At 60.4% G+C, this 20,901-nt stretch carries 21 protein-coding genes; 17 read left to right on the top strand and 4 right to left on the bottom strand.

Annotated features, from left to right (window positions below; genetic code table 11):
• Positions 1-21: 21 nt before the first annotated feature.
• Positions 22-738: a ribonuclease PH gene (gene rph / locus ACZ1JM_RS07350; protein ID WP_465134184.1), complete on the bottom strand. Its 717-nt coding sequence runs from the start codon at positions 736-738 to the stop codon at positions 22-24.
• An 86-nt stretch (positions 739-824) separates the two neighbouring features.
• Between rph and hrcA the strand changes: the two genes are divergently transcribed.
• From hrcA to ACZ1JM_RS07330, 4 genes are all read left to right on the top strand, one after another.
• Complete coding sequence (hrcA, locus tag ACZ1JM_RS07345; protein WP_465134183.1) at positions 825-1,868, top strand: heat-inducible transcriptional repressor HrcA; 1,044 nt, start codon at positions 825-827, stop codon at positions 1,866-1,868.
• A gap of 17 nt (positions 1,869-1,885) precedes the next feature.
• Positions 1,886-2,449: a nucleotide exchange factor GrpE gene (grpE, locus tag ACZ1JM_RS07340; protein ID WP_465134182.1), complete on the top strand. Its 564-nt coding sequence runs from the start codon at positions 1,886-1,888 to the stop codon at positions 2,447-2,449.
• A gap of 120 nt (positions 2,450-2,569) precedes the next feature.
• Positions 2,570-2,833: a glycine zipper domain-containing protein gene (locus tag ACZ1JM_RS07335; RefSeq protein ID WP_465134181.1), complete on the top strand. Its 264-nt coding sequence runs from the start codon at positions 2,570-2,572 to the stop codon at positions 2,831-2,833.
• Positions 2,834-2,975: 142 nt separating this feature from the next.
• A complete protein-coding gene (locus ACZ1JM_RS07330; protein WP_465134180.1) occupies positions 2,976-3,149 on the top strand; it encodes a hypothetical protein in 174 nt (57 codons plus the stop codon).
• Positions 3,150-3,178: 29 nt separating this feature from the next.
• Here ACZ1JM_RS07330 and ACZ1JM_RS07325 read toward each other — a convergent pair whose 3' ends face one another.
• A complete protein-coding gene (locus tag ACZ1JM_RS07325) occupies positions 3,179-3,649 on the bottom strand; it encodes a vgr related protein (protein ID WP_465134179.1) in 471 nt (156 codons plus the stop codon).
• A 128-nt stretch (positions 3,650-3,777) separates the two neighbouring features.
• Between ACZ1JM_RS07325 and ACZ1JM_RS07320 the strand changes: the two genes are divergently transcribed.
• From ACZ1JM_RS07320 to ACZ1JM_RS07310, 3 genes are all read left to right on the top strand, one after another.
• Positions 3,778-4,125, top strand: coding sequence for a hypothetical protein (locus tag ACZ1JM_RS07320; protein WP_465134178.1), 348 nt, complete (start codon positions 3,778-3,780; stop codon positions 4,123-4,125).
• Between the two features lie 286 nt (positions 4,126-4,411).
• Positions 4,412-6,079, top strand: coding sequence for a hypothetical protein (locus tag ACZ1JM_RS07315; RefSeq protein WP_465134177.1), 1,668 nt, complete (start codon positions 4,412-4,414; stop codon positions 6,077-6,079).
• Positions 6,080-6,140: 61 nt separating this feature from the next.
• Positions 6,141-7,403: a hypothetical protein gene (locus ACZ1JM_RS07310; RefSeq protein ID WP_465134176.1), complete on the top strand. Its 1,263-nt coding sequence runs from the start codon at positions 6,141-6,143 to the stop codon at positions 7,401-7,403.
• 23 nt (positions 7,404-7,426) lie between these two features.
• Here the strand turns inward: ACZ1JM_RS07310 and ACZ1JM_RS07305 are convergent, their stop codons facing one another.
• Positions 7,427-7,981: a recombinase family protein gene (locus tag ACZ1JM_RS07305; protein ID WP_465134175.1), complete on the bottom strand. Its 555-nt coding sequence runs from the start codon at positions 7,979-7,981 to the stop codon at positions 7,427-7,429.
• Positions 7,982-8,200: 219 nt separating this feature from the next.
• Between ACZ1JM_RS07305 and ACZ1JM_RS07300 the strand changes: the two genes are divergently transcribed.
• A complete protein-coding gene (locus ACZ1JM_RS07300; protein ID WP_465134174.1) occupies positions 8,201-9,514 on the top strand; it encodes an ImmA/IrrE family metallo-endopeptidase in 1,314 nt (437 codons plus the stop codon).
• 25 nt (positions 9,515-9,539) lie between these two features.
• Positions 9,540-10,646, top strand: a complete 1,107-nt coding sequence (locus tag ACZ1JM_RS07295) for a beta family protein (RefSeq protein WP_465134173.1) — start codon at positions 9,540-9,542, stop codon at positions 10,644-10,646.
• An 83-nt stretch (positions 10,647-10,729) separates the two neighbouring features.
• Here the strand turns inward: ACZ1JM_RS07295 and ACZ1JM_RS07290 are convergent, their stop codons facing one another.
• Positions 10,730-10,996: a DUF6626 family protein gene (locus ACZ1JM_RS07290; protein ID WP_465134172.1), complete on the bottom strand. Its 267-nt coding sequence runs from the start codon at positions 10,994-10,996 to the stop codon at positions 10,730-10,732.
• A gap of 115 nt (positions 10,997-11,111) precedes the next feature.
• On the opposite strand from ACZ1JM_RS07290, the gene ACZ1JM_RS07285 reads away from it, so the two are divergent.
• The 8 genes from ACZ1JM_RS07285 (at position 11,112) to ACZ1JM_RS07250 (ending at position 20,899) form a co-directional block, all read left to right on the top strand.
• Positions 11,112-11,588 (top strand): hypothetical protein, encoded by a 477-nt coding sequence (locus ACZ1JM_RS07285; RefSeq protein WP_465134171.1) that lies wholly within the window; start codon positions 11,112-11,114, stop codon positions 11,586-11,588.
• Between the two features lie 347 nt (positions 11,589-11,935).
• Positions 11,936-12,394, top strand: a complete 459-nt coding sequence (locus ACZ1JM_RS07280) for a hypothetical protein (RefSeq protein WP_465134170.1) — start codon at positions 11,936-11,938, stop codon at positions 12,392-12,394.
• A complete protein-coding gene (locus tag ACZ1JM_RS07275; RefSeq protein WP_465135006.1) occupies positions 12,394-12,732 on the top strand; it encodes a DUF3768 domain-containing protein in 339 nt (112 codons plus the stop codon). Before ACZ1JM_RS07280 ends, ACZ1JM_RS07275 begins: the two co-directional genes overlap by 1 nt.
• On the top strand, positions 12,732-12,911 hold the full coding sequence (locus tag ACZ1JM_RS07270) for a hypothetical protein (protein WP_465134169.1): 180 nt from the start codon (positions 12,732-12,734) through the stop codon (positions 12,909-12,911). The genes ACZ1JM_RS07275 and ACZ1JM_RS07270 overlap by 1 nt, the downstream gene beginning before the upstream one ends.
• A gap of 112 nt (positions 12,912-13,023) precedes the next feature.
• Positions 13,024-15,837 carry a class I SAM-dependent DNA methyltransferase gene (locus ACZ1JM_RS07265; RefSeq protein WP_465134168.1) on the top strand — a complete coding sequence of 938 codons (2,814 nt, stop codon included), beginning with the start codon at positions 13,024-13,026 and terminating at the stop codon, positions 15,835-15,837.
• Positions 15,834-17,924, top strand: a complete 2,091-nt coding sequence (locus ACZ1JM_RS07260; RefSeq protein WP_465134167.1) for a DEAD/DEAH box helicase — start codon at positions 15,834-15,836, stop codon at positions 17,922-17,924. The genes ACZ1JM_RS07265 and ACZ1JM_RS07260 overlap by 4 nt, the downstream gene beginning before the upstream one ends.
• Positions 17,924-19,063 (top strand): GIY-YIG nuclease family protein, encoded by a 1,140-nt coding sequence (locus ACZ1JM_RS07255; RefSeq protein ID WP_465134166.1) that lies wholly within the window; start codon positions 17,924-17,926, stop codon positions 19,061-19,063. The genes ACZ1JM_RS07260 and ACZ1JM_RS07255 overlap by 1 nt, the downstream gene beginning before the upstream one ends.
• A 15-nt stretch (positions 19,064-19,078) precedes the next feature.
• Positions 19,079-20,899 (top strand): DUF262 domain-containing protein, encoded by a 1,821-nt coding sequence (locus ACZ1JM_RS07250; RefSeq protein WP_465134165.1) that lies wholly within the window; start codon positions 19,079-19,081, stop codon positions 20,897-20,899.
• The last annotated feature ends 2 nt before the right edge of the window (positions 20,900-20,901 follow it).

The raw sequence follows: 20,901 nt of genomic DNA, 5'->3' as shown, positions 1-20,901 counted from the left end.
TTCGCCGGATTTGTGAGCCGCTTAGCGCCCGACAGCCTTTGCCTGCGCGGCGAAGATGCCGTCGCAGCCGATGCGGGCAAGGCGGAGAAGGCGCAGCAGGCCTTCCTCGTCATAGGTCGCGCCTTCGGCGGTAGCCTGCGCCTCGGCGATCTTGCCGCCTTCGATCAGCACGAAGTTGGCGTCAGCATCGGCAGCGCTGTCTTCTATGTAGTCCAGGTCGAGGACCGGCGTGCCTTTGCAGATGCCACACGATACCGCCGCGACGCGGGCCTGAATCGGATCGTCCTTGATCTTGCCCTCGGCCATCAGCTTGTCGACGGCAAGGCGAAGCGCGACCCAGGCGCCGGAAATCGAGGCGGTGCGGGTGCCGCCATCCGCTTGGATCACGTCGCAATCGAGCACGATCTGGCGTTCGCCCAGCTTCTTCATGTCGACCACCGAGCGCAGGGACCGGCCGATGAGGCGCTGGATTTCCTGCGTGCGCCCGGATTGCTTGCCTTTGGCCGCTTCACGGCTTCCACGCGTGTGCGTGGCGCGGGGCAGCATGGAGTATTCAGCGGTCACCCAGCCTTCGCCCTTGCCGCGCAGGAAGGGAGGGACCTTTTCCTCGACCGAGGCGGTGACGAGCACGCGGGTGTCACCAAAAGAGATCAGCACAGACCCTTCGGCATGCTTGGTAAAGCCGGTCTGGATATCGATCGCGCGCATTTCGTCGGGGGCACGGCCTGAAGGTCGCATGCAAATTTCCTTGTCGTGGACTATGCAGCGCCCCTAGGCGCATAAGGCTTGAGGCTGCAAGTGCATTGCCTAAATTGAGGAGTGAGATGCCAACGCCGCCGATCACCGAACTGACCACCCGGGCCAGAGACATCTTCCGCCTTGTGGTGGAGGGCTATCTGACCACCGGTAGCCCTGTCGGCTCGAAGGCGCTGGCCGGGCCCGGCGGGGTAAACCTGTCTTCCGCGTCGATCCGCTCCGTGCTTGCTGATCTGGAAGGGCTGGGTCTGCTCGCGGCTCCGCATACTAGCGCGGGTCGATTACCCACCGATGCAGGATTGCGGCTGTTCGTGGACGGCATCATGCAAGTCGCCGAACCTACAATCGAAGAACGCAAGGCGATCGAAAGCCGTATTTCGGCCCCCGGTCCGATCGAGGCGGCGCTGGAGGCGACCAGTGCGTTGCTTTCCAGCCTTTCTTCAGGGGCCGGGATCGTCATGGTCCCCCGACGCGAGCCTCGTCTGATGCACCTGCAGCTGGTGCCGCTCGGCCCGGGTAGGGCTCTGGCGGTATTGGTGGGCGAAGATGGCGGCGTAGAAAATCGCATTGTCGAGCTGCCTCAAGGCTTGCCTACCGGCGCGCTGGAGGAGGCGTCGAGCTACATTTCCGCGCATCTGGGTGGCCGCACCCTGGCCGAAGCGGCACTAGCGATGCGGGCGGAGATCTCATCGGGACGTTCGGCGCTGGACGCCGCCAGCCGCGAGCTGGTGGAGCGGGGGCTTGCCGTGTGGAGCCAGGATGCGATGGCGCGCAAGGTTCTGATCGTGCGCGGACAGGCCAACCTGCTCGACGAAGCGGCGCTGACCGATCTTGAGCGTGTTCGTTCTCTTTTGGATGACCTTGAAAACAAGCAGTCGGTCGCGGACCTTCTCGATACGGCGCGCGAATCGCAGGCTACCCGCATATTCATCGGGTCGGAGAATCGGTTGTTCGCTCTTTCCGGCTCATCCGTGATCGCCTCTCCCTATCGCGATCGGGAGGGAAGAGTCGTCGGCGTGGTGGGGGTAATCGGCCCCACGCGGTTGAATTATGCGCGCTTAGTGCCCATGGTGGACTTCACCGCCCAGAGCCTGGGCAAGCTCATCGGATAGCTGGAACAGAACACGAAATGACCGACGACAAGACGCAGTCGACTAACGACCCCGCCGTGGCCGAAGAACTGCAAGGCGTGCCTGAAGACTTCATCGATAACGCGGGCGAGAACGACGAAGTGGCCAAGCTGCGCGAAGATCTGGCGACTGCTAAGCAGGACGTCCTGTACGCCCGCGCCGAAACGCAGAACGTACGCCGCCGGCTGGAAAAGGACATCGCCGATACACGGGCCTATGCGGCAACCGGATTCGCGCGAGACATTCTTTCGGTTTCGGACAACCTGTCACGAGCGCTGTCGGCAATTCCGGCGGACCTGCGTGACGACGAAAAGCTGAAGGGCCTTGTTGCCGGTCTTGAAGCGACCGGACGGGAAATCGACAAGGTTTTCGCCAGCCACGGCATCAGCCGGATCGCCGCGATGGGGCTGCCGCTCGATCCCAATCAGCATCAGGCGATGATCGAGGTCCCCTCCGCCGATGCGGAGCCGGGCACGGTGGTGCAGGAATTGCAGGCCGGATACATGATCAAGGACCGCCTGCTGCGCCCCGCGATGGTGGCGGTGGCCAAGAAGCCCGACTGATCGCATCGATGGCAATGAGACGAAGCGGGACATTTTGTCCTTTATGTCGTTTCATTGCCAAGGAACCTCTTGCGGTCACCTCCGTTCACTTTTGCATAAGGTGATTTTCGGAGAACATCGATGCGCAAGCTAATTCTACCCATTCTCATGGCCGGTGCATTCAGCGTCGCCGGCTGTGCCAGCAATTACGGCGGTGAGGGTGCGCTGGCAGGCGGCGCGCTTGGCGGCGCAGTTGGAGCCATCGCTGGCGGTGACGTAGGCACTGGCGCTGCCATCGGTGCAGCGGCTGGCGCAGTCGCAGGTTCGCAGGTTCGCAAGGATGGCGATCGCGGTTGTTATCGCTACGATCGTCGTGGCGATCGTTACTGGGATCGCGACTGCTGATCGCTCCCCACGCAGCGTAATCGATTAAAAGGCGCGGATGGGCAATCGTTCGCGCCTTTTTCGTAACTTCCTACGGGGACCCTGTGAAGGGCAGAACACCTCTATAGTGTTCGAGGGGCCGCGCTCCTGGAACTTGCCTGCCATGACGCAGCAGAAAAACATGGCGGACGATCTCGGCCTGCTGTTCCAACCCATATTGATCCAGCGTCCATCCCTGCCTCAAAGTGTAATCGTACCGGCACAGGGGATGCCGCATCAGCGGCAGGTAGAAACGTCCCTTTTGTTGGCATTGCCAGACATGGGTTGTATAGCCTAAAGTAGCGCACACCGCCGAAAACCGCAGATTTACGCGGGTTTGAAGGGTAAAATGCTTTCAAGCGTCGGAAGCGGCGGAGCGCCAGGAACGACGAAACCCTGACGGAGCAGGAATGTGTGGCGGACGATTTCTGCTTGCTGCTCGATCCCGTAGCGTTCGAGCGTCCAGCCCGGTTTGAGGGTGTAGCTGTAGCGGCAGAAAGGATGCCGGCGCAGGATCAGGTTGATGCCACGCTGGTGTTGCCAGACGTGGACCAGTTCGTGGATCAGGTGTCCCTGGGAGCCGACGGTATTGCTCGCGAAGCAATCGCAATAGGCGCTGCCCTTCGGATGGAAGTGAATCGCACCGCGTGGGGCCATCGTCACCTTGCGCGGCTGAAACGGAAACCACTTCTGGCGGATGATGCGGACGCGGTCCAGATCGATCGCGTCACCGAACACGCTTCTCGCTAACGCGTGTTCGGGTTGGGTTAGCGCGCGCTCTGTCTCAGGAGAATACATGGCGCAGATATGGTTGGACTTCGGAAATCCGCTAGAGCTCCTGCATCACGATGGGTCAACGCTTTGATGTTAAACAAGCCTTTATCTTCCCGCCCCAGAGCGCACTCAGCCAGACAGCGGAGAGGCAAATGGAATTTCTGATCGAACAGGACAGCAATAACCCCGTTCGGTTTTATGCCGTCCCGATCGATGAGATTGAGCTTGGCGGTGAGTTCATGAGGAACCTTTTTGGCGGCTTGAAAGCCGGAATGCCGCCGTCGGAAGCTACCAAAGCTACCAGGCGGGTCACGGCTGAGAAGGTCGCCGGAGCGTTCAAGCAGACGCAAGCCTACGCCTGGTTGTCTAAGTGCCCAGAACGGTCAGTGACTTCCGGCGGAGAAATTGAACAAGGGCCGGGGAAGATACCGCGGTCACGGATTTGGATAACCTTTGCTGAGCGGGGTATGGCTGCGAAGTTCAAAATGCATTTTGTCTGACCTTGCCGGATACCTTGGGTGGGCTGCCGTTCGCGCCCCGGCTAGGGGCACACTCCGAATAAAAGAGAGCGAAAATTCGCTTGCCTTCGAGATGGACTGCTCATAAAGAGCCGCCGTCCAACGAGCCGAAGCGATTCCGGTCGCATCCCTTGCTCGTCGGCAGATCGACCCCGCGAATACGCACACGGAAACACGGCATAGCTGTGTCAGAAGCGTATTGAGCATTTTCCCGGTTTGGGTCGGCCTGACGACGAATGAGGTCGAAATGTTGGTAAATTCTGAAATTGTGAAATCATCTGCCGCGACCGATGGGCGTGCCCTGGTAGCGCGTGATCCCGTCGCCCCGGAAGTGCCTCGCGCATTCACCCCGTCCGACGAAGCGGAACTCTGCCGCCTTCAAGACCGTCACGGTATCGTGACACGATTGGAGGGCAACGTGGTTCGCCGTCGCGCGCTTCTGCTGCGCGACCAGCATCGTTTTGTGCAGAAATACGGTGTCGCGTCGATCAACGCCTATGCCGAGAGCTTAGGCTTCAAGCACCTGGCGGCGACACTCGTTCTGCATCTTGGCGCTCAATTGCTCCTGAACATCAACATTCAGGAGGCGGCCGAAGGTGACCGGGACTCCCTCCAGCATGAAGTGTCGCAACTCGCCCGCGCTCTGGCGACCCTCACCGCACGGAAGGGCGAGCACTATCATCTGAGCGACGATACGTTCGTGGACTGGTACAAGGCGCAAGGCCGCATCTCCGGCCTCGCCAAGAACTACCTTGAGGCCAATCGCGCGGCGAAGGTGGACGGCAAGAAGGCCGATAACGCCCCGGTCAAAACGCCCGACGAGCAGGTTGCCGAGATGTTCGACAACCCCGCGGCCCTCGAAATCGACGCGGTGGCAGGAATCGCCTCCGGTCAGGAGGGCGTGCTGATCTTCCGGCACGAGGGCGATAAGCTGCGGTTGATCCCGCTGACGGCGAACAAGGCGACGATCATCGGCTTGGCCGGTTACGCGCCATGTCCGCTTACGGCAGCGCCCGCTGATCTTCGCTTTTATCGCGCGATGCTGCTGGCGGGTGCCGCGTTCGTGCCGGACGAGATGAGCGACATTCCCATCGAGGATGTGCCTGAGGGTGACGTGGCGAACGACAGCTACGACATGCTGCCGGCCTATGGCATGTATCTGGTCGAGCGTGACCGTTTCAGCATCGCCCACGCCCGCCGCGATGATGGCCTGATCCTTGAGATCATACCGTCTGTCGACCTCGGCTATACGATGAAGGGCGAATGCTTCATCGACAATTTCACACGTCGCCGGGTCAGTGAACGTCTGGTGGGTGAGGCGGATGCCGCGCAGTTCGGCCTGAACCCGGTAGAAGGCGTCGCAGCGCCGGTGACGATTGCGGGGCAGACCAAGACCGTGACCTTCACGAGCAAGGCCGACGGCAAGCCAGTCAACTTCATTATCAAACCGCGTCAAATGGGCACGGTCTGGACATACCGGGCCAGCTCGGCATTCGCGCCCATAGCATCGGCAATCATGTCGCCCGAGGCGGTGACCGCGTTCGACGGCAGTTTCATGAAGGTTCTGCTCAGGCAGCAGAAGGATCGCGCCGTCACGATCACGGTTGGGAGCAAGGGCATCAGCCTCGCCAACGGCAAGGCCGCTGCTGCACCGTTCGAGGCCAATACGCAGGGAGCCGCCAAGGTTCAGGTCATGCTCGATGACCTGCGCCGAGCAATGGTCGGGCTGCTGGCCTTGCCGATGACGGCGGGACTGACATGGCGGCTCGATCCCAACGGTCTCTTGCTTATCGAGGCGGCGACGGAGGTGGCCACCTATCGGGTCTTCGTCCAGACGCTCGAACCGAACCGTGAGCAGGCAACCCGATCGCGCGCGCTACGCGAGCGGGTCCAGAGCCTGCCCAAGAGCGACGCGCCGGCCGCGGCTGCCGCCTGATGTAATTTTCCCGCCCATGTGATTTTTCAGATGGGCGGGATTCTCACACGAGGATTCCCGCATGACACGCGACTATGCTTCGCGCGGAAAAGACCGCGCGCGCTATCTCTTTGCCGGCCAAGCATCGAGCCACATGACACCTTATCGGAACGCGGGCCAGCTTCGCCCTAACGGAATGCCGGACGGGGTAGCTTCGCCGTCCAATCTCGATTTCATGAACCGCGGCAATCCGTTCTTCTTCACTGACCGGGCGCTCCACTCGGCAGGGCAGTATATCGGGCGGACTATGCCGCTGCCGGTCGGCACCTTCTCCAAGCGCCCCGGCAACACCATCCTGTTCGATAGCGGCGGGCTTCAGTTCGGGCGCGACCCCAAACAATGGCAGGGCGACGCATCGCGCGCATGGGCGTTGCGCTTCCTCGAAGCCAATGCCGACGAGGCGATCACGCTCGACGTGCCCACCCGCGTCATTACGCCGGGAACGCCCCCATTCGACACCTTCGCGGCCGCCTTGGCGACCACGGCGGATAACAACCGCTATTTCGCGCGCCATCGCTCGTCAGACGTGAAGTTCCTATCCGTCCTTCAGGGCGAGACGAGCGCGGATGCCGTCGCGTGGTATGACGCTGTAAAGGTCCAGCCGTTCGAGGGCTGGGCTTTCGGTGGCTCCATGCGAACCGACTATATTCACATCACGGGCATGATGCTGCGGCTGATGGCGGATGGATTGTTGACGCCCGAGCGCAACCGCTTCCACTTTCTCGGCGTCGGCACGCTGACACATGCAGTCATGCTGAGTGCGCTTCAGAAGGCCTTGCGCGAGCATCTGGGCGACGATGATTTGCTCATTACCTTCGACACCAGTTCGCCGTCGCATCTGGCGACGAACGGCAAGATTTATGGCTATCCGAACATCTCACCCACCTCGTTCGTCATGTCGATTTTGAGGCCGCCAGCCGATCCAGTTCATCAGGAATGGCGCACGCTTTTCCCAGTTACGAGCAGCCGGATCGCCGAGCGGTTGCTGATCAGCGATTTGTGCGTGCCCGCGATCACCCGGCAAGCGGGCTGGGACGCGCTGGGGCACGAAATTGTGGTCAACCACAACCACGAAAGCCTGCTGCGCGGCATTGACGACGCCAACGCGACCATGGAGATGCCGAGTGCTTGGTCGAGCGAGCGTGCGCCCGATCACATCATCAGGGCCTATCGAGCGTTGCGGACCATGTTCCGCTATCCCGACCCGCTCACGCATGTCCGCCGCCAGAGCGCCGCTTTCGCCAAAATCCGAGGCGGGAAGGCCATAGAGGGAGACGGCGAATAGTCGAAGGCCGATGCGGCGGTGACCTATGTTGCGTCGACCTTGCTCATGTGGCGATAGACACTGGCGCGACCGACGCCCATTTCGCGGGCAATGGCGGCAGGGGCCATCCCTGCCGCCATCAGCGTTTCGATCCGAGCGGTGTCGATGCTGGGCTTGCGACCGCGATACACGCCCCTAGCTTTGGCGCGCTCAATCCCGTCGCGCTGGCGGTCGCGGCGAATGTCGGCTTCGAACTCGGCCACCGCGCCGAGGATCGAGAGCGTGAGCTTGCCGGTACTGGTCGTGGTGTCGATGCCGGATTGCTGGAGGGCGCGGAAGTCGCAGCCGTTGGCCGTCAGCCGCTCGACGAGCCGGTGAAGGTCCACCACGGACCGGGCGAGGCGATCGAGCCGGGTCACGGCCAGCACATCACCCTCGCGCACGAAATCCAGAGCATCCGCCAGCGCATCACGTCCCTCAACGGTTCGCCCGCTGCGCTTCTCGGCAAAGATTTTCTCGCAACCGGCCGCCTTAAGCTGCTCGTGTTGGACTTCGAGGCTCTGGCTGCTGGAACTGACGCGCGCGTAACCGACGATCATGGCACCTCCTGTCTCGGATGGGTTCAGACCCTCATCGCCAAGTGTCTCGGAAGCCCTGCGTCAACCGAAACAAGACGCGGCCGGGTGTCTCGGCGCGGTGTCTCGGGCGGGTAAACCCAAACGCCACCATAGAGAGGCGTCGATCGCGCGCTTCAACCGTTGACATGCGAGCAGCTACATCCATTGACACATCATATCTGATGTGACAGTCTGATCCCGATGGCGAGTGCATTTCTTATCACGAATGAGCGGCAAGAGCGCGAGGTGAGTGCCCTGATCGAGCAGATCGGCGAGGCTCTGTCTTCCGACCAAGTTCTCAAACAGATTGTAGCTGGCCTGCCGCCGGAGGTGCTTAATGGCGTTCGGCGCTCCCTGATTGCGGAGCGGGATGAGCTGATCGAAAGCCTTGAAGCGTATCGCGCCGCGCAGGGCGGCGAGGTGGCGAGGCTTAAGGCGCGCGCTGGCAACGATTTGGGAGCATTGCTGGTCGCTGCTAGGGTAGCAAAAGGATGGAAGCAGAAGGAATTGGCCCGCCGCCTCTTTCTGCCAGAGCAACAAATTCAGCGATACGAAGCTGAACGGTATCGAAGCATAAGCCTCTCCGGTTTGCAGCGCGTCGCGCGGACGCTTGGCATCCGCCTTACAGCCCACATAGATCAGCCTGTTCCAGACCCGTGGCTTCCGTCTTATGAAATGTCATCGAGCGAGTTACAAAAGGTCCTTAAGCACGCGCGGGAGAATGGCTGGTTAGACAAAGCAGACCAGTCCGACGATAGCGGCATCAGCCAACTACGTCGCACCGTCGCGGAACATGTGGGCGAATATGGAACTCCTTCGCTGCTGCGGACAGGGTTGAACGTCCACGATCTCACGCAAGACTGGTTTCTGCTAGCTTGGAAGGCTCAGGTTACGCGGAACGCGCTGCGGCAAATTCAACGGAAAAAGCCGAAATATCGGCCTCTCAATATGTCTTGGCTTAGCGAGCTTGTTAAGCTTAGCGCCCTTGACGATGGCCCCTCGCGAGCCAAGGATATGCTTTCTGAGCAGGGAATTATTCTAGTCATAGAACCTCAGATTGCGGGGATGCGGGTCGATGGCGCCGCGTTCTTGATAGATGAGCGCCCTGTCATCGGCTTGACCCTGCGGCTCGACACCGTGGACAACTTTTGGTTCACGCTGATGCATGAGATGGGTCACGTCATCCTGCATTACCGCACTGGCTTAGCGTCCGGATTTTTCGACGATTTCGAGCATCTCGAAATCGACGAGATGGAGGAAGAAGCAAACCGCTTCGCGCAGAACATGCTCATCCCAGATGCTGTTTGGATCAAGTCGCCTGCTCGAATCGCCAAAACTGCCGAACCCGTGGAGCGACTGGCAAAACAGTTGGGGATAGCCCCCGCTATCATATTTGGCCGGTTGCGTATGGAGCGGCAGAACTACAAGATATTCTCTGACAAGATTGGCCGAGGGCGCGTTCGGAAGCAGCTCCTTGGCAAGGCTATCGAGGTGAACGATGAACCCGTCATATAGGCCGGTCTATTGTAGTGCTCTTCGGATGAAAGCCGGCGAGTTGGAAGGTGTCCGCCTATTGGCGCCGGACGTGGCAGATAGCGTTCTGCCTCGTTTCATCGTTCCCCCTAAAAAGGAGCGGAACGACGCTGAGCCTCTGCTAATCGAAATGGCGGAAATGCCGGACATCAGCGTGGCGCTGGCGGCACATTGGCGGGATCGCCCCGCGCTCATCGACGCCACTTACATCATTGATGAATATGGTCGCGACCGTCTCGCGGCATGGTTGCCCAACATGTTCAAACGGGCTTGGGCGGCCGGTGGGATCGCCATTCCTATCGCGCAGCTTTCCGACTTGGGCGAGAGGGAGCTTCCGGCTTTCACGGCTTCCATCCCATCACAATCCCCGCTCAAATTTGCGATTTGCGTCTCGTCCGATGAATTGGTGGGGGCAGAGTTACGGGCGACCCTTTTGAATATCCTTTCGTCGTTAGGTTTGAGCGCAGCAGATTGCGCCGTGGTGGCGGACTTCGCTGGTGCGGAGCTGTCCGACCCAACAATCGCCGCCCCGATCATCAGCGGGGCGCTGGAAACCCTACAAGAAATTGCCCAGTGGCGGCACATCATCTTCCAAGGAACGCATTACCCCGAAGTTAATCCTGCCAAAGACGGCACCGTTGAGGTTTGGCCTCGCAACGAGTGGCTGGCATGGCGAGAAGCCGTTCGCTTCGATCCGACGACGGCGGAGCATATGATTTTTGGCGACTACGCGGCGGACTGCGCGAAGATGGCCTTCGGCGGAGGAGGCGCCCCGGCGATCCGACACATTCGTTACGCCACGGCCGATGCCTGGCTCGTCCAACGCGCGGTGAAAGAAGGTAAAGACGCGCAGCGGATGCACGGTGTTTACAAGGAGATTGTTGAGAGCGGTTCGTTTGCCGGTGAAGGGTTCTCAATTGCCGACGCGTTTATCGCGAATGGTGCGAAAAGCTCATCCGCCAAACCCGGCAATTCGACGACGTGGCGGCAGCTTAACACAACACATCACATCACGCAGGTGGTCAGCGACATCGCCAAGGTGCGCGGCATTTCGATCAGGAAGGCTCCCGCTTCCGAAGAGGTACAATTCAGCCTTGTCGATTGGGTGCCTTGACGCCAGACGCCAGCAAACCTCGACGGCGGAAGGTGAACAGCACCGCCACGCCATAGCCGCTCTTCGCGTCGTCAGTTCTGCCATTATCTGCAACGCGTCAATGCGCGTGCCATAACCCGGTGCGCCAGCAGGGCGGCGGCATCCTGCTCGTCGGGGCAAGAAGCGGTCTGGGCTAGATCGCGCAAGAGCATGGCGAGCTTGAGCAATGATTTCAGGCTGGGCTTTGTGCGAGAGCAGCGAAGGTAATCGTAATAGCGAGGCGAGTGGCCGAGATATTCGGTCGAGAAGACCGCATGTGTCGGCGTCAGCCCGGCGGATTTCAGAAACTGGAATACATCGTCGAGCATCATGTCGTGCGCCTCCGTTTGCGGGAACGCTCGTATTTATCGGCGGACGGGTTCGGTCGGCGTGCGTGATAAATAGAAAATACGAGCCGGCTAACATCCCCGGCCACAAGGAGAACAGATGGCGCAAGCCACGCAACAGCCCCCAACGAAGGGCGAAATATACCGAACGGCATGTATCCGCTGGATGACCGATTTCGATCCCGACCTGTTCGTCACCTTCGTCTTCAACCGTGGCATCAGCATGGACGAAGCGCAGGCAATATTCGAGAAGTTCCACGGGCATTTGGACCGTAAGCTGATCGGCCGCGCCTTTCTGCGCCGACCCAACGACCGAACCGATTATATCGCGACCGTCGAAAAGCCTGACGCCAACATCCACATCCACGCACTATTCAAGATGACGGCAATCCAGAAGCTACGCTTTTGCCTGATCGCCAATGGCATATGGGAAGGTCTGGTGAAGGGCGGCAACCTCGATATTCAAACCGTTTACGGCGCCGAGGGCGTTGCCGACTATATCACGAAGGAACTCAGGCCGGAGACGAGCGACCGCCTTCTCCTGCCCCGCCAAAAGGAAGTCTCGCCCTCTCGATAAATGTCGGGGGCTGCCGCCACGCGAGGCTCTACGGTTCATCGATACATCACGCAACGCGGACCGATCGTGGGCCGCAGTGATGAATATCACCAGATGATATAGATCGGAGGCGACAAAGACAGAGCAATACGACGAAGAGGCGGACGATACGAACAGCGACACGAAGAAACCAGCGATAGACAGAAACAGCGATACTCCGTCACTAACCCCAGCGGCACCAAAAACCGTGGTCATGGTGGCGGAATTATTTTTGGCTGAATTTCTGACTTTCCCCGCCAATCTTCGGTCGCTCTCACGAACGACGACATTACGGCTCGCATTTGTCCGAAACCAGAAAGGAGATGCGAATGTCGATCCTTAAGTCCCTCAAGCTTGCTGCTGCCGCCCCGGTGAACCCTGCCACGTCCGAACATGGCTTCCGCACGAAGCTGCTGCGCTACCTCGCCGAGCAGAAGGCGCTGGCGGAGGCGGAAATTGCCGGCACGTCGTTCAGCGCGACCCGGCGCGTGACGCGCACCAACGACGCGGGCGAGAAGGTCCGCGTGGACGCCCCTCGTCATGTGCGGAAGGGCTGGTTCGCCGACGCCAGCGGTAAGATGTTTTTCCAGCTCCGCTACGGCAGCAAGCCGCTGGAATTCGCCAAGGGCATGAACGCGATCGAGGTCCAGAACCTCAACGAAGTGCCCGAGATCATCGGCTCGATCATCGAGGCGATCAACGCCGGCGAGCTCGACCCGCAGCTCACGGCAGCCATCTCGGAGCGCAAGGCCAACTTCAAGCCGAAGGCGAAGAAGGCGGCGGCGTGATGCTGGAAGCAACGAGGCGGGCGACCATCGCCCGCCTCAATGACCATATCCGTGCCACCGGCGAAGCCGGGTGGATATTGCTCTCTCGCGGGGTGGCCGTTCTGCCGATCGCCAACAAGGACGAGGTAATCCGGGCGGTCCGCCTGTTCGATGCGTTCACCGCCGATGACGATCCGCATGGCGAACATGATTGCGCGACCCTCTCGGCAGGCGGCGAACGGATCATCTGGAAGATTGACTATTACCCGCGCGATCGGAACCGTCAGACCGATCCTGATCCGGCCGATCCTACCACAACGAAGCGGGTGATGACGATCATGCTGGCGGAAGAATATTGATGCGCCGCTACGACGCCCGCGACATCACCGAACACCATTATCGGGCGCTGCGACTGCTGCTGATGCTCAATCAGGCCGAGGCGCATATCGTCGTCAGGAGCAAGCGCGCTTGGCCGCCGCGGGTCTCCTATTCGCCGCGCCAACCGGCTACGGCGATCACTGGCGAGGCGATTAACTGACGGACGACCTTCCAGCGGCGTCATCTTCACTTCAAAGATTTACGATTTGCCCCTAGAACGGATCACGAACCGGCCGCGCGCCCGCACGCCGCCGGGATCGTCACGCTGGGGGTTGAGTTTGTATATTGCCGACATTGAGGAAGCCGTCAGCCGGATAGCGGCTGCGCCGTTCAATTCCGAGAGCTTCCCCTACGACTTCATCGCCGCTTATGACGCTCCGCCGGCGACGGTCACCCGTATCCGGAACGGCTCGCAGAACGCTTCCGATATAGAAGGTGGCGTGTTGTGGCGGCAGAAGCTCCATCTGCTCATCTGCGCGCGCGGCCAGGTCGAAACGGCGCTGGAACAGCTACAGGCGAGCCGCGCAACCACGAGCCAGCGCGTCCAGTTCATCGCCGCCACCGATGGCGATGAATTCGCCGCGCGGGACCTTAAAGCGGATGATACGATCTTCTGCCGCTTTGACGAGCTGGGCGACCGCTTCGGGTTCTTCCTGCCGCTCGCCGGCTACGCGCGATACAAAGCGGCCGAAGAAAACCCGATCGACGTCAAGGCCGCGAACCGGCTTAGAAGTCTATACGACGCTCTGATCACCGAGAACCCTGAGTGGGCTGGCGATGACATGCGTCACACCATGAACTTGTTCATGACGCGGATCATCTTCTGCTTGTTCGCCGAAGACACCGGTATTCTGCCGAAGGAAAACCAGTTCTCGCGCGCGATCCATGAACATGGCGGGCAGGCGGGCGAGGAAATGGTTCGCGTGCTGACCTTGCTGTTCACCGCGATGAGCAAGCGCGAGGGCGAGCGTGGCGACCTGCCGAAATGGGCAGACGACTTTCCGTGGGTCAATGGCGGCCTGTTCGCGGGCGAAATCCAGATCCCGAGGTTCAGCCGGACAGCCTATCGAACTCTCGGGGACGCAGCCCGCTTGCGCTGGAACGAGATCAACGCCGACATTTTCGGCTCGATGATCCAGGTCATCGTTGACCCGGCACACCGGCACGAAACCGGGATGCATTACACGTCGGTGCCGAACATCTTGAAGGTGCTCGACCCGCTATTCCTCGACGAGCTGCGTGCGGAAGCGTTGCGTCCGCCGCTTGCCGACGCCTCGCGCGAGAAGACGCGGCTCAAGGGGCTGCTCAACCGTCTGTCGAAAATCCGCGTGTTCGATCCCGCGTGCGGTTCGGGTAACTTTCTCGTCATCGCCTATCAGGAGCTGCGGAAGATCGAGCGGGAGGTGCTGGATCGTCTGCGCGCCCTTACAGGGCACGCGCCGGGCATCTGGAGCCATATCGAGCTTCACAACTTCTACGGCATCGAGGTCAGCGACTTCGCGGCGGAGACTGCGAAGCTGTCGCTCTGGATCGCCAAATACCAGATGGACCGGGCACATAGGGATGTGTTCGGTTCTGCCCCGCCCGCGCTCCCACTCACCGACAGCGGCAACATCGTTTGCGATAACGCGCTCCGGGTGGATTGGCGCGAAGTCTGCCCGCCGCCTACCATCACCCGCAATCGACAAAAGCTGTTCGACCTCGCCACCATCACTGATGTTCATGGCACCGAAACGGTGCCTGACGGAGAAGTGGAAACCTACCTCGTCGGCAATCCCCCATACCTCGGCTATAATCGGCAGACGCATGAGCAGAAGGGGGACATAGAAGCAGTTGCGGCCCCCTACACTGATAGCTGGCGTTCACTTGATTACATCTCGTGCTGGTTCCTGAAAGCAGCAGAAATATGCGATAGACGAACAAAGGTGGCGTTCGTTTCAACCAACTCGATCTGCCAAGGCGAACATGCGACCATCTTATGGCCCCATCTGTTCGGCTTAGGTGTCGAGATCGGCTTTGCTCATCGCTCTTTCAAATGGGTGAACAATGCTGCGGCGAATGCCGGAGTGACATGCGTAGTCGTTGGGCTCCGAAAGGGTCATTCGGACGAGGCAATCCTGTTCGACGGCCTCAATGCCAAGCGTTGTGCGGGTATCAATCAGTATCTCCTTCCCGCAGCCACGATTTTTATCGAACCACGGCGAGTTCCCTTGTCTGGACTCCCAGCGATGAGCTTGGGAAATATGCCCAAGGACGGCGGACATCTGTTGCTCCTTCCTGAGGAGCGGCAGGCCCTCTTGTCCCAACACCCCGAGGCGGCTCAGTTCATTCGACGGTTCGTGGGATCGCAGGAGGCAATACGCGGCATCGAAAGATACTGCCTCTGGATCGAGGACGAAGATGCAGAGACAGCCGCGCAGATATCCGCGATAAGTACGCGGTTGGAAGGCGTTCGCGCGATGCGATTGGCAAGCCCCGCCGCCTCAACCAAAGCGTTTGCCGCATACCCACATCGGTTCAAGCAAATCCAAGGCGTATCCCGCGAGAACACGGTTGTGGTGCCGAAAGTTTCATCGGAGGCCCGCCCCTTCCTCCCTGTCGATTATCTCACAAACGGCGAAATCATCTCCGATAATGCGTTCGCGCTCTATGACGCTCCGCTCTGGACGATGAGCTTGATCGCATCGCGGCTACACCTTCTCTGGATAGAGGCGGTTTGCGGCAAACTGGAAACCCGCTTTCGCTATTCGAATACGATGGGCTGGCACACCTTTCCTGTCCCCAACCTGAGCCCGGCACAACGCGAGCGACTGACGGAATGCGCGGAAAACATCCTCGTCATGAGAGCGGAACTCGGGGGAACGATCGCTGAGCTGTATGATGCGGAGGACATGCCGCAAGCTCTTCGCGAAGCGCATCGTAATAACGATGAGGCTTTGGAGCGCATTTATTCCGACCGCCCATTCCGGAGCGATGCCGACCGTCTGAATCATCTTTTCCGCCGCTATGCGCGAATGATTGCCGCCGAACGCGGAGAGGAAGTCGCGCCCGAGTTCGATCTTGATGCTGAGGAACAAGCCGCATGACCAATGTCGTCGAGGTCCGCTATGGCCGATCCGGGGCCAGTCAGAAGCTCGACGAGCTGGGAATGCGCCCGATGCAGGCGCGTGTGTGGAAGGCGCGCAACGCCCAGAATTTGCTCGTCAAGGCTCCGCCAGCGTCGGGCAAATCGCGCGCGCTGATGTTCGTGGCGCTCGACAAGCTCCATCATCAGGGCGTCGCCAAAGCGATCGTCGCTGTGCCGGAACGCTCGATCGGTGCGTCCTTCGATCCGGCACCTCTCAGCCAGCACGGCTTTTTCACCGACTGGCATGTGGAGGATCGCTGGAACCTCTGCGTCAACGAGAATGGCGGCGCGCGTGGAAAGGTCGATGCGCTCAGGGCATTCCTCGACAGTGAGGATCGCACGCTCGTCTGCACCCACTCCACGTTGCGTTTCGCCTATGATCGGTTCGGCGCGGAAGCCTTCGACGGCTGCTTGCTTGCCGTCGACGAATTTCACCATGCCGCCGCCGATCAGGACAATCGCCTGGGCGAGCTGGTGCGCGGGCTTCTCGAACGCAATCAGATTCATATCGTCGCGATGACCGGCAGCTATTTCCGGGGCGACCAGATCGCGGTGATGCGGCCGGAGGACGAGGATCGTTTCGATCGCGTCACCTACACCTATTACGAGCAGTTGGACGGCTATTCATACCTGAAGACACTCGGCATTGGCTATCATTTTTACCGCAGCGTTGATCGCACGGGTTATCTCGCTTCGATCGGTGAAGTGCTCGATCCGGACAAGAAAACGATTATCCACATACCGAATGTGAATGCGGCGGAATCACCGCCAATGACGAAATATGAGCAAGTAAACCACATCATCGGCTTGCTTGGGGAATACGAGAGAACTGATCCAGACACCGGTTTTTTACTGGTTCGGAGGTCCAACGGGGCCATTTTACGAATTGCCGACCTCGTCGATGATGGGGAAGCCCGTGAAAAGGTCGTGGCTTCGCTCCGCCGCGCAAAGGATCGCGATGCGATAGACATGATTATCGCGCTGGGTATGGCAAAAGAGGGTTTCGACTGGATTTGGTGCGAGCACGCGCTGACGGTCGGATATCGAGCTTCGTTAACCGAGGTCGTCCAAATCATTGGTCGCGCAACTCGCGATGCTCCGAACAAGGCGCACGCACAGTTTACGAACCTCGTCGCCGAACCCATGGCCGAGCTAGGCGCGGTTGTGACGGCCGTGAACGACATGCTGAAGGCGATCACTGCCTCGATGCTCATGGAACAGGTGATGGCTCCGCGCTTCCGCTTCCATCCTCGCCCTGACGAGCCACCCCACGATCTCGGTAGCGGAGGTAGAGGAACCGGCATGTTCGTGGACGAGGACACGGGCGAAGTTCATATCGCCGTGAAGGGCCTGAAAGAGCCCTCGACCGACCGCGTGCGGATGATCGTGCAGGAGGACCTGAACGACCTGCTCGCCAATGTCTGCCAGGACCCGCGCATTGCGGCGCGCGCCGTCGCCGACGATGCGACTGCCCCGGAGGTGGTCAATCAGGTGCTCGTGCCGAAGGTGATCGAGGAAAGATATCCGCACCTTGCGCCGGAGGAGGTTGAGGAGGTGCGCCAGCATCTGCTCGCTGGCATGGCCGTAATCGCCGAGGTAAACCGGCTGGAGCTGGAAGGCGGATCGGGCAATCGTGTCGCCGAAGGTCGGCTCGACTATGACGCCGGTGCGCCCGATGCAGGTCAGAACGGCGCGACCAAGTTCCTCGACATGGTGCGCCGCTTCATCAATGTCACGGACCTGAGCATTGATCTGATCGACAGCATCAATCCTTTCCAGCAAGCCTACGAGGTGCTGTCCAAGCAGATGGACGCGCCGACGCTGGCGAAAATTCATGGTGCGATCGCCAGTCAGCGCGTCAGCATGACCGAAGAGGAGGCGCTGGCGCTGTGGCCGCGCATTCAGCGGTTCCGTCAGGAGCACGGCCGACCGCCCAATGCCGCCTCCAACAATGAGCTTGAGAAGCGGCTTGGCGCCGCGCTGGAATGGCTGAAAGCTGCGAAGCGTCGGCGGCAGCTCGATGCAGTGGTCGAGGCAGCAAGCTGATGCCACGTCCGAGCCTTGACGAGGTTCTGGGCAGCGATGACGAGTTCGGGCTGCTCGAAGTTGATGTTCGTCCCGCCGCGACGGCGGGAGGTGAAACCGCACAGGTGCTGGCGGAACTTGAGCGGTTCGTTGGTAGCACCGGTCGCCCACCCTCCAGTGAACCGGGCACACCGATCGCGGAACGCATTCTCGCCACCAAGGCGAAGCGGCTATCCGGTAATCCCGCAATCGGTGCGCTTCTGCTCCCGAAGGAACCTGAGCCACCCGCCAGCATCGACGACATCCTTGGCGACGAACTGCTTGAGGATGATCCAATCTTCGACCTGAGGCACGTTCAGCCGCGTGAGGTTCACGATCAGCCCGACTATATTGGCTCGCGCAAGCCATGCGACGACTTTGAGCGGTTCCGGCCGTTGTTCGAGGCAGTCGCCGTGGATCTCGGCGCTGGACGGCGCGAGGCACGGAAGTTCGCGCGCGAGCAGGAAATCGACGTGGGCCAGTTCTTCATTCAGAAGGGCATGATCGCCTATGTCGCCCAAGCTGGCGAGGTCTTTCAGGACCGGCTCGGGAACCGCAATCGCCGCCTCCGCGTCATCTACGACAATGGCACCGAGAGCGACCCGCTGCTCCGCTCGTTCGCATCGCTCCTATACAATGACGAGAACGGTCGGCGGATCACCGACCCTGTTGCTGGGCCGCTTTTCACGCCGGAACCGGACGAGGGCGACGTTCAGACGGGTCACATTTATGTCGCCCGCACGCTCTCCAAGGACGAGCATATCGCGCAGCACGCGCCCCGGATGCTAAAGATTGGCGTGACCGGCGGCGATGTTCACCGCCGCGTTACCGATGCGATCAACGATCCCACGTTCCTGTTGGCGCCGGCGGCGATCGTCACCAGCTTCACGCTATATAATGTCAACCGGACCCGGCTCGAAAATTTGCTCCACCGGTTCTTCGATCCCGTGCGCGCCGATATTGAGATCAAGGACAGGTTCGGCCGCGTCGTCCGTCCGCGCGAATGGTTCTTCGCCACCCCCGATCATGTGACGGAGGTTGTGCGGCGTATTCAGGATGGTTCAATAACCCGCTGCTACTTCGATCCGAAGTCTGGCATTGTTGATACGGCCAATCAGTGAAGAAGGGCGGGGGCCTTGCAACCGAATTATATCTCCATCTCCACGCTGTTCAGCGCGCAGACGCGCCACACCATTCCGCTCTTTCAGCGCCCCTATGTCTGGACGCGCGAGGATCAATGGGAGCCGCTTTGGGAGGATATTGCGGGGCTGCTAGAGCGGCTTGAGGATCGGATTGGCGACGCGCCTGTTGCGAGCCATTTCCTCGGAACGATCGTTCTCGAGCAGGTCCAGAACGCCACTGGCAGTCTTCCCCGGCGGGAAGTCATCGACGGACAGCAGCGGCTCACGACGCTCCAGATCGTATTGAAGGCCGCGGAACATGCGCTCGACGATGCCGCCGCTACGGCGAACGGCGACGCGACTAAGGTCAGTCTTGCCATGCGCCAGATCGCGTCATTGACGGAAAACCTCGCCGAAGGCGTGGAACGCTACAAGGTTTGGCCCACCAACGAGGACCGTGAACCCTTTCAGAGAGTGCTCGACGCATCGCCTGTGAACGGCGTGAATGGCAGCGGCGGAAGGATGGCGGACGCCTACCATTATTTCCGCGAGGTATTCGCCGGGTATCTCTCGGGCGATGATCCGGCCCAGCGTGCCCAACGGTTCGCCGCCGCGCTCAAAGATTACCTCAAGCTGATCGTTCTCGACCTCGACCCGAACGATGAGCCGCAGGCGATCTTCGAAACGCTCAATGCTCATGGCACGCCGCTCCTGCCTGCGGACCTCATCAAGAATTGGTTGCTGTGGGAGGCGGCACGGCAGAAGCTCGATCCCGCTCCTCTCTATGAGAAATACTGGCGGCCATTCGACCGCGAACATGCGTATTGGCGTGCGCGCGTCGGCACGGGCCATGCCGCCCGCGCACGCGTGGACACCTTCCTTCAAAATTGGCTGACCAAGGAGACTGGCAACATTGTCTCCGCCAAGCATCTCTATGACCGGTTCCTTCGGCATACCGCCAAGCTCAAATCGGCCTCGCCGACGGGCAGAATTGATGTCGAGGCGTTCATGCGCGGCATTCGCGAGGACGCAGATCGGTTTGAACGGATCGACAAGCCCTCCGACGATACGCGCTTCGACTTGTTCCTCCAGCGCCTAAAGGCGATGGACCTGATCGTCTTTCAGCCGCTCCTGCTCGACGTCATGGCCCGGCTGGAAGCCGATCCGAAAGAGTTGGATCGGCTGGGCATGGTGCTGGAGAGCTATCTCGTTCGCCGGATGATCTGCGCCTACCAGACGCGCGGCTATGGCACGCTGGCCCTGCGGCTTCACAAAATCCTGGCTGAGGCCCCTGAAGGCGTTTCACTGGCGGACTTGCTAAAAGAGCAGCTTCTTTCCGAAGCCGGCACAGACGCATGGCCCAACGACGAGCTGTTCCGCCTGGAATGGCTGCGTCGGCGCTTCTACGGGGGCTTGCGGCGAGAGCGTGTCGTTATGGTCCTGCGCGCGTTGGAGCACTTCTATCAGTCGAACGCCCATTTGGCGGAGCCGTTGATGACGTTCGATTGGTCCAAGCTCCAGATCGAGCACATCCTGCCGCAATCGTGGCATGAACATTGGCCTCTGGCCGAAGGCATCACGCCTGAGCAACGGGAGCTTGCGCTTCACGGCATCGGCAATCTGACACTCGTCGCCGGCAAGCTGAACCCGTCCCTCTCCAACGCAGCATGGCGTCATGCCGAAGCGAAAGGCGGAAAGTCAGAAGCCTTGCGGAAGCATACCCGTTTGGAACTCAATCGTCGGCTGTTGGAGGGCCACGAGACTTGGGACGAGATGAGCATCGCGGCACGCGCCGAGACGCTTTTCCAAGATGCCTCTGCCATCTGGCCACGTTAGCA

The organism is Novosphingobium sp. BL-S-24 (assembly GCF_055521575.1).
The sequence above is the reverse complement of the archived record's forward strand: the minus strand, read 5'-3'. Positions and strand labels throughout refer to the sequence as shown.

Excerpts from the sequence above, each read along its gene's own strand:
- rph (WP_465134184.1), bottom strand. The coding sequence starts at position 738 with ATGCGACCTTCAGGCCGTGCCCCCGACGAAATGCGCGCGATCGATATC.
- hrcA (WP_465134183.1), top strand. The coding sequence starts at position 825 with ATGCCAACGCCGCCGATCACCGAACTGACCACCCGGGCCAGAGACATC.
- grpE (WP_465134182.1), top strand. The coding sequence starts at position 1,886 with ATGACCGACGACAAGACGCAGTCGACTAACGACCCCGCCGTGGCCGAA.
- ACZ1JM_RS07335 (WP_465134181.1), top strand. The coding sequence starts at position 2,570 with ATGCGCAAGCTAATTCTACCCATTCTCATGGCCGGTGCATTCAGCGTC.
- ACZ1JM_RS07330 (WP_465134180.1), top strand. The coding sequence starts at position 2,976 with ATGACGCAGCAGAAAAACATGGCGGACGATCTCGGCCTGCTGTTCCAA.
- ACZ1JM_RS07325 (WP_465134179.1), bottom strand. The coding sequence starts at position 3,649 with ATGTATTCTCCTGAGACAGAGCGCGCGCTAACCCAACCCGAACACGCG.
- ACZ1JM_RS07320 (WP_465134178.1), top strand. The coding sequence starts at position 3,778 with ATGGAATTTCTGATCGAACAGGACAGCAATAACCCCGTTCGGTTTTAT.
- ACZ1JM_RS07310 (WP_465134176.1), top strand. The coding sequence starts at position 6,141 with ATGACACGCGACTATGCTTCGCGCGGAAAAGACCGCGCGCGCTATCTC.
- ACZ1JM_RS07305 (WP_465134175.1), bottom strand. The coding sequence starts at position 7,981 with ATGATCGTCGGTTACGCGCGCGTCAGTTCCAGCAGCCAGAGCCTCGAA.
- ACZ1JM_RS07300 (WP_465134174.1), top strand. The coding sequence starts at position 8,201 with ATGGCGAGTGCATTTCTTATCACGAATGAGCGGCAAGAGCGCGAGGTG.
- ACZ1JM_RS07295 (WP_465134173.1), top strand. The coding sequence starts at position 9,540 with ATGAAAGCCGGCGAGTTGGAAGGTGTCCGCCTATTGGCGCCGGACGTG.
- ACZ1JM_RS07290 (WP_465134172.1), bottom strand. The coding sequence starts at position 10,996 with ATGATGCTCGACGATGTATTCCAGTTTCTGAAATCCGCCGGGCTGACG.
- ACZ1JM_RS07285 (WP_465134171.1), top strand. The coding sequence starts at position 11,112 with ATGGCGCAAGCCACGCAACAGCCCCCAACGAAGGGCGAAATATACCGA.
- ACZ1JM_RS07280 (WP_465134170.1), top strand. The coding sequence starts at position 11,936 with ATGTCGATCCTTAAGTCCCTCAAGCTTGCTGCTGCCGCCCCGGTGAAC.
- ACZ1JM_RS07275 (WP_465135006.1), top strand. The coding sequence starts at position 12,394 with ATGCTGGAAGCAACGAGGCGGGCGACCATCGCCCGCCTCAATGACCAT.
- ACZ1JM_RS07270 (WP_465134169.1), top strand. The coding sequence starts at position 12,732 with ATGCGCCGCTACGACGCCCGCGACATCACCGAACACCATTATCGGGCG.
- ACZ1JM_RS07260 (WP_465134167.1), top strand. The coding sequence starts at position 15,834 with ATGACCAATGTCGTCGAGGTCCGCTATGGCCGATCCGGGGCCAGTCAG.
- ACZ1JM_RS07255 (WP_465134166.1), top strand. The coding sequence starts at position 17,924 with ATGCCACGTCCGAGCCTTGACGAGGTTCTGGGCAGCGATGACGAGTTC.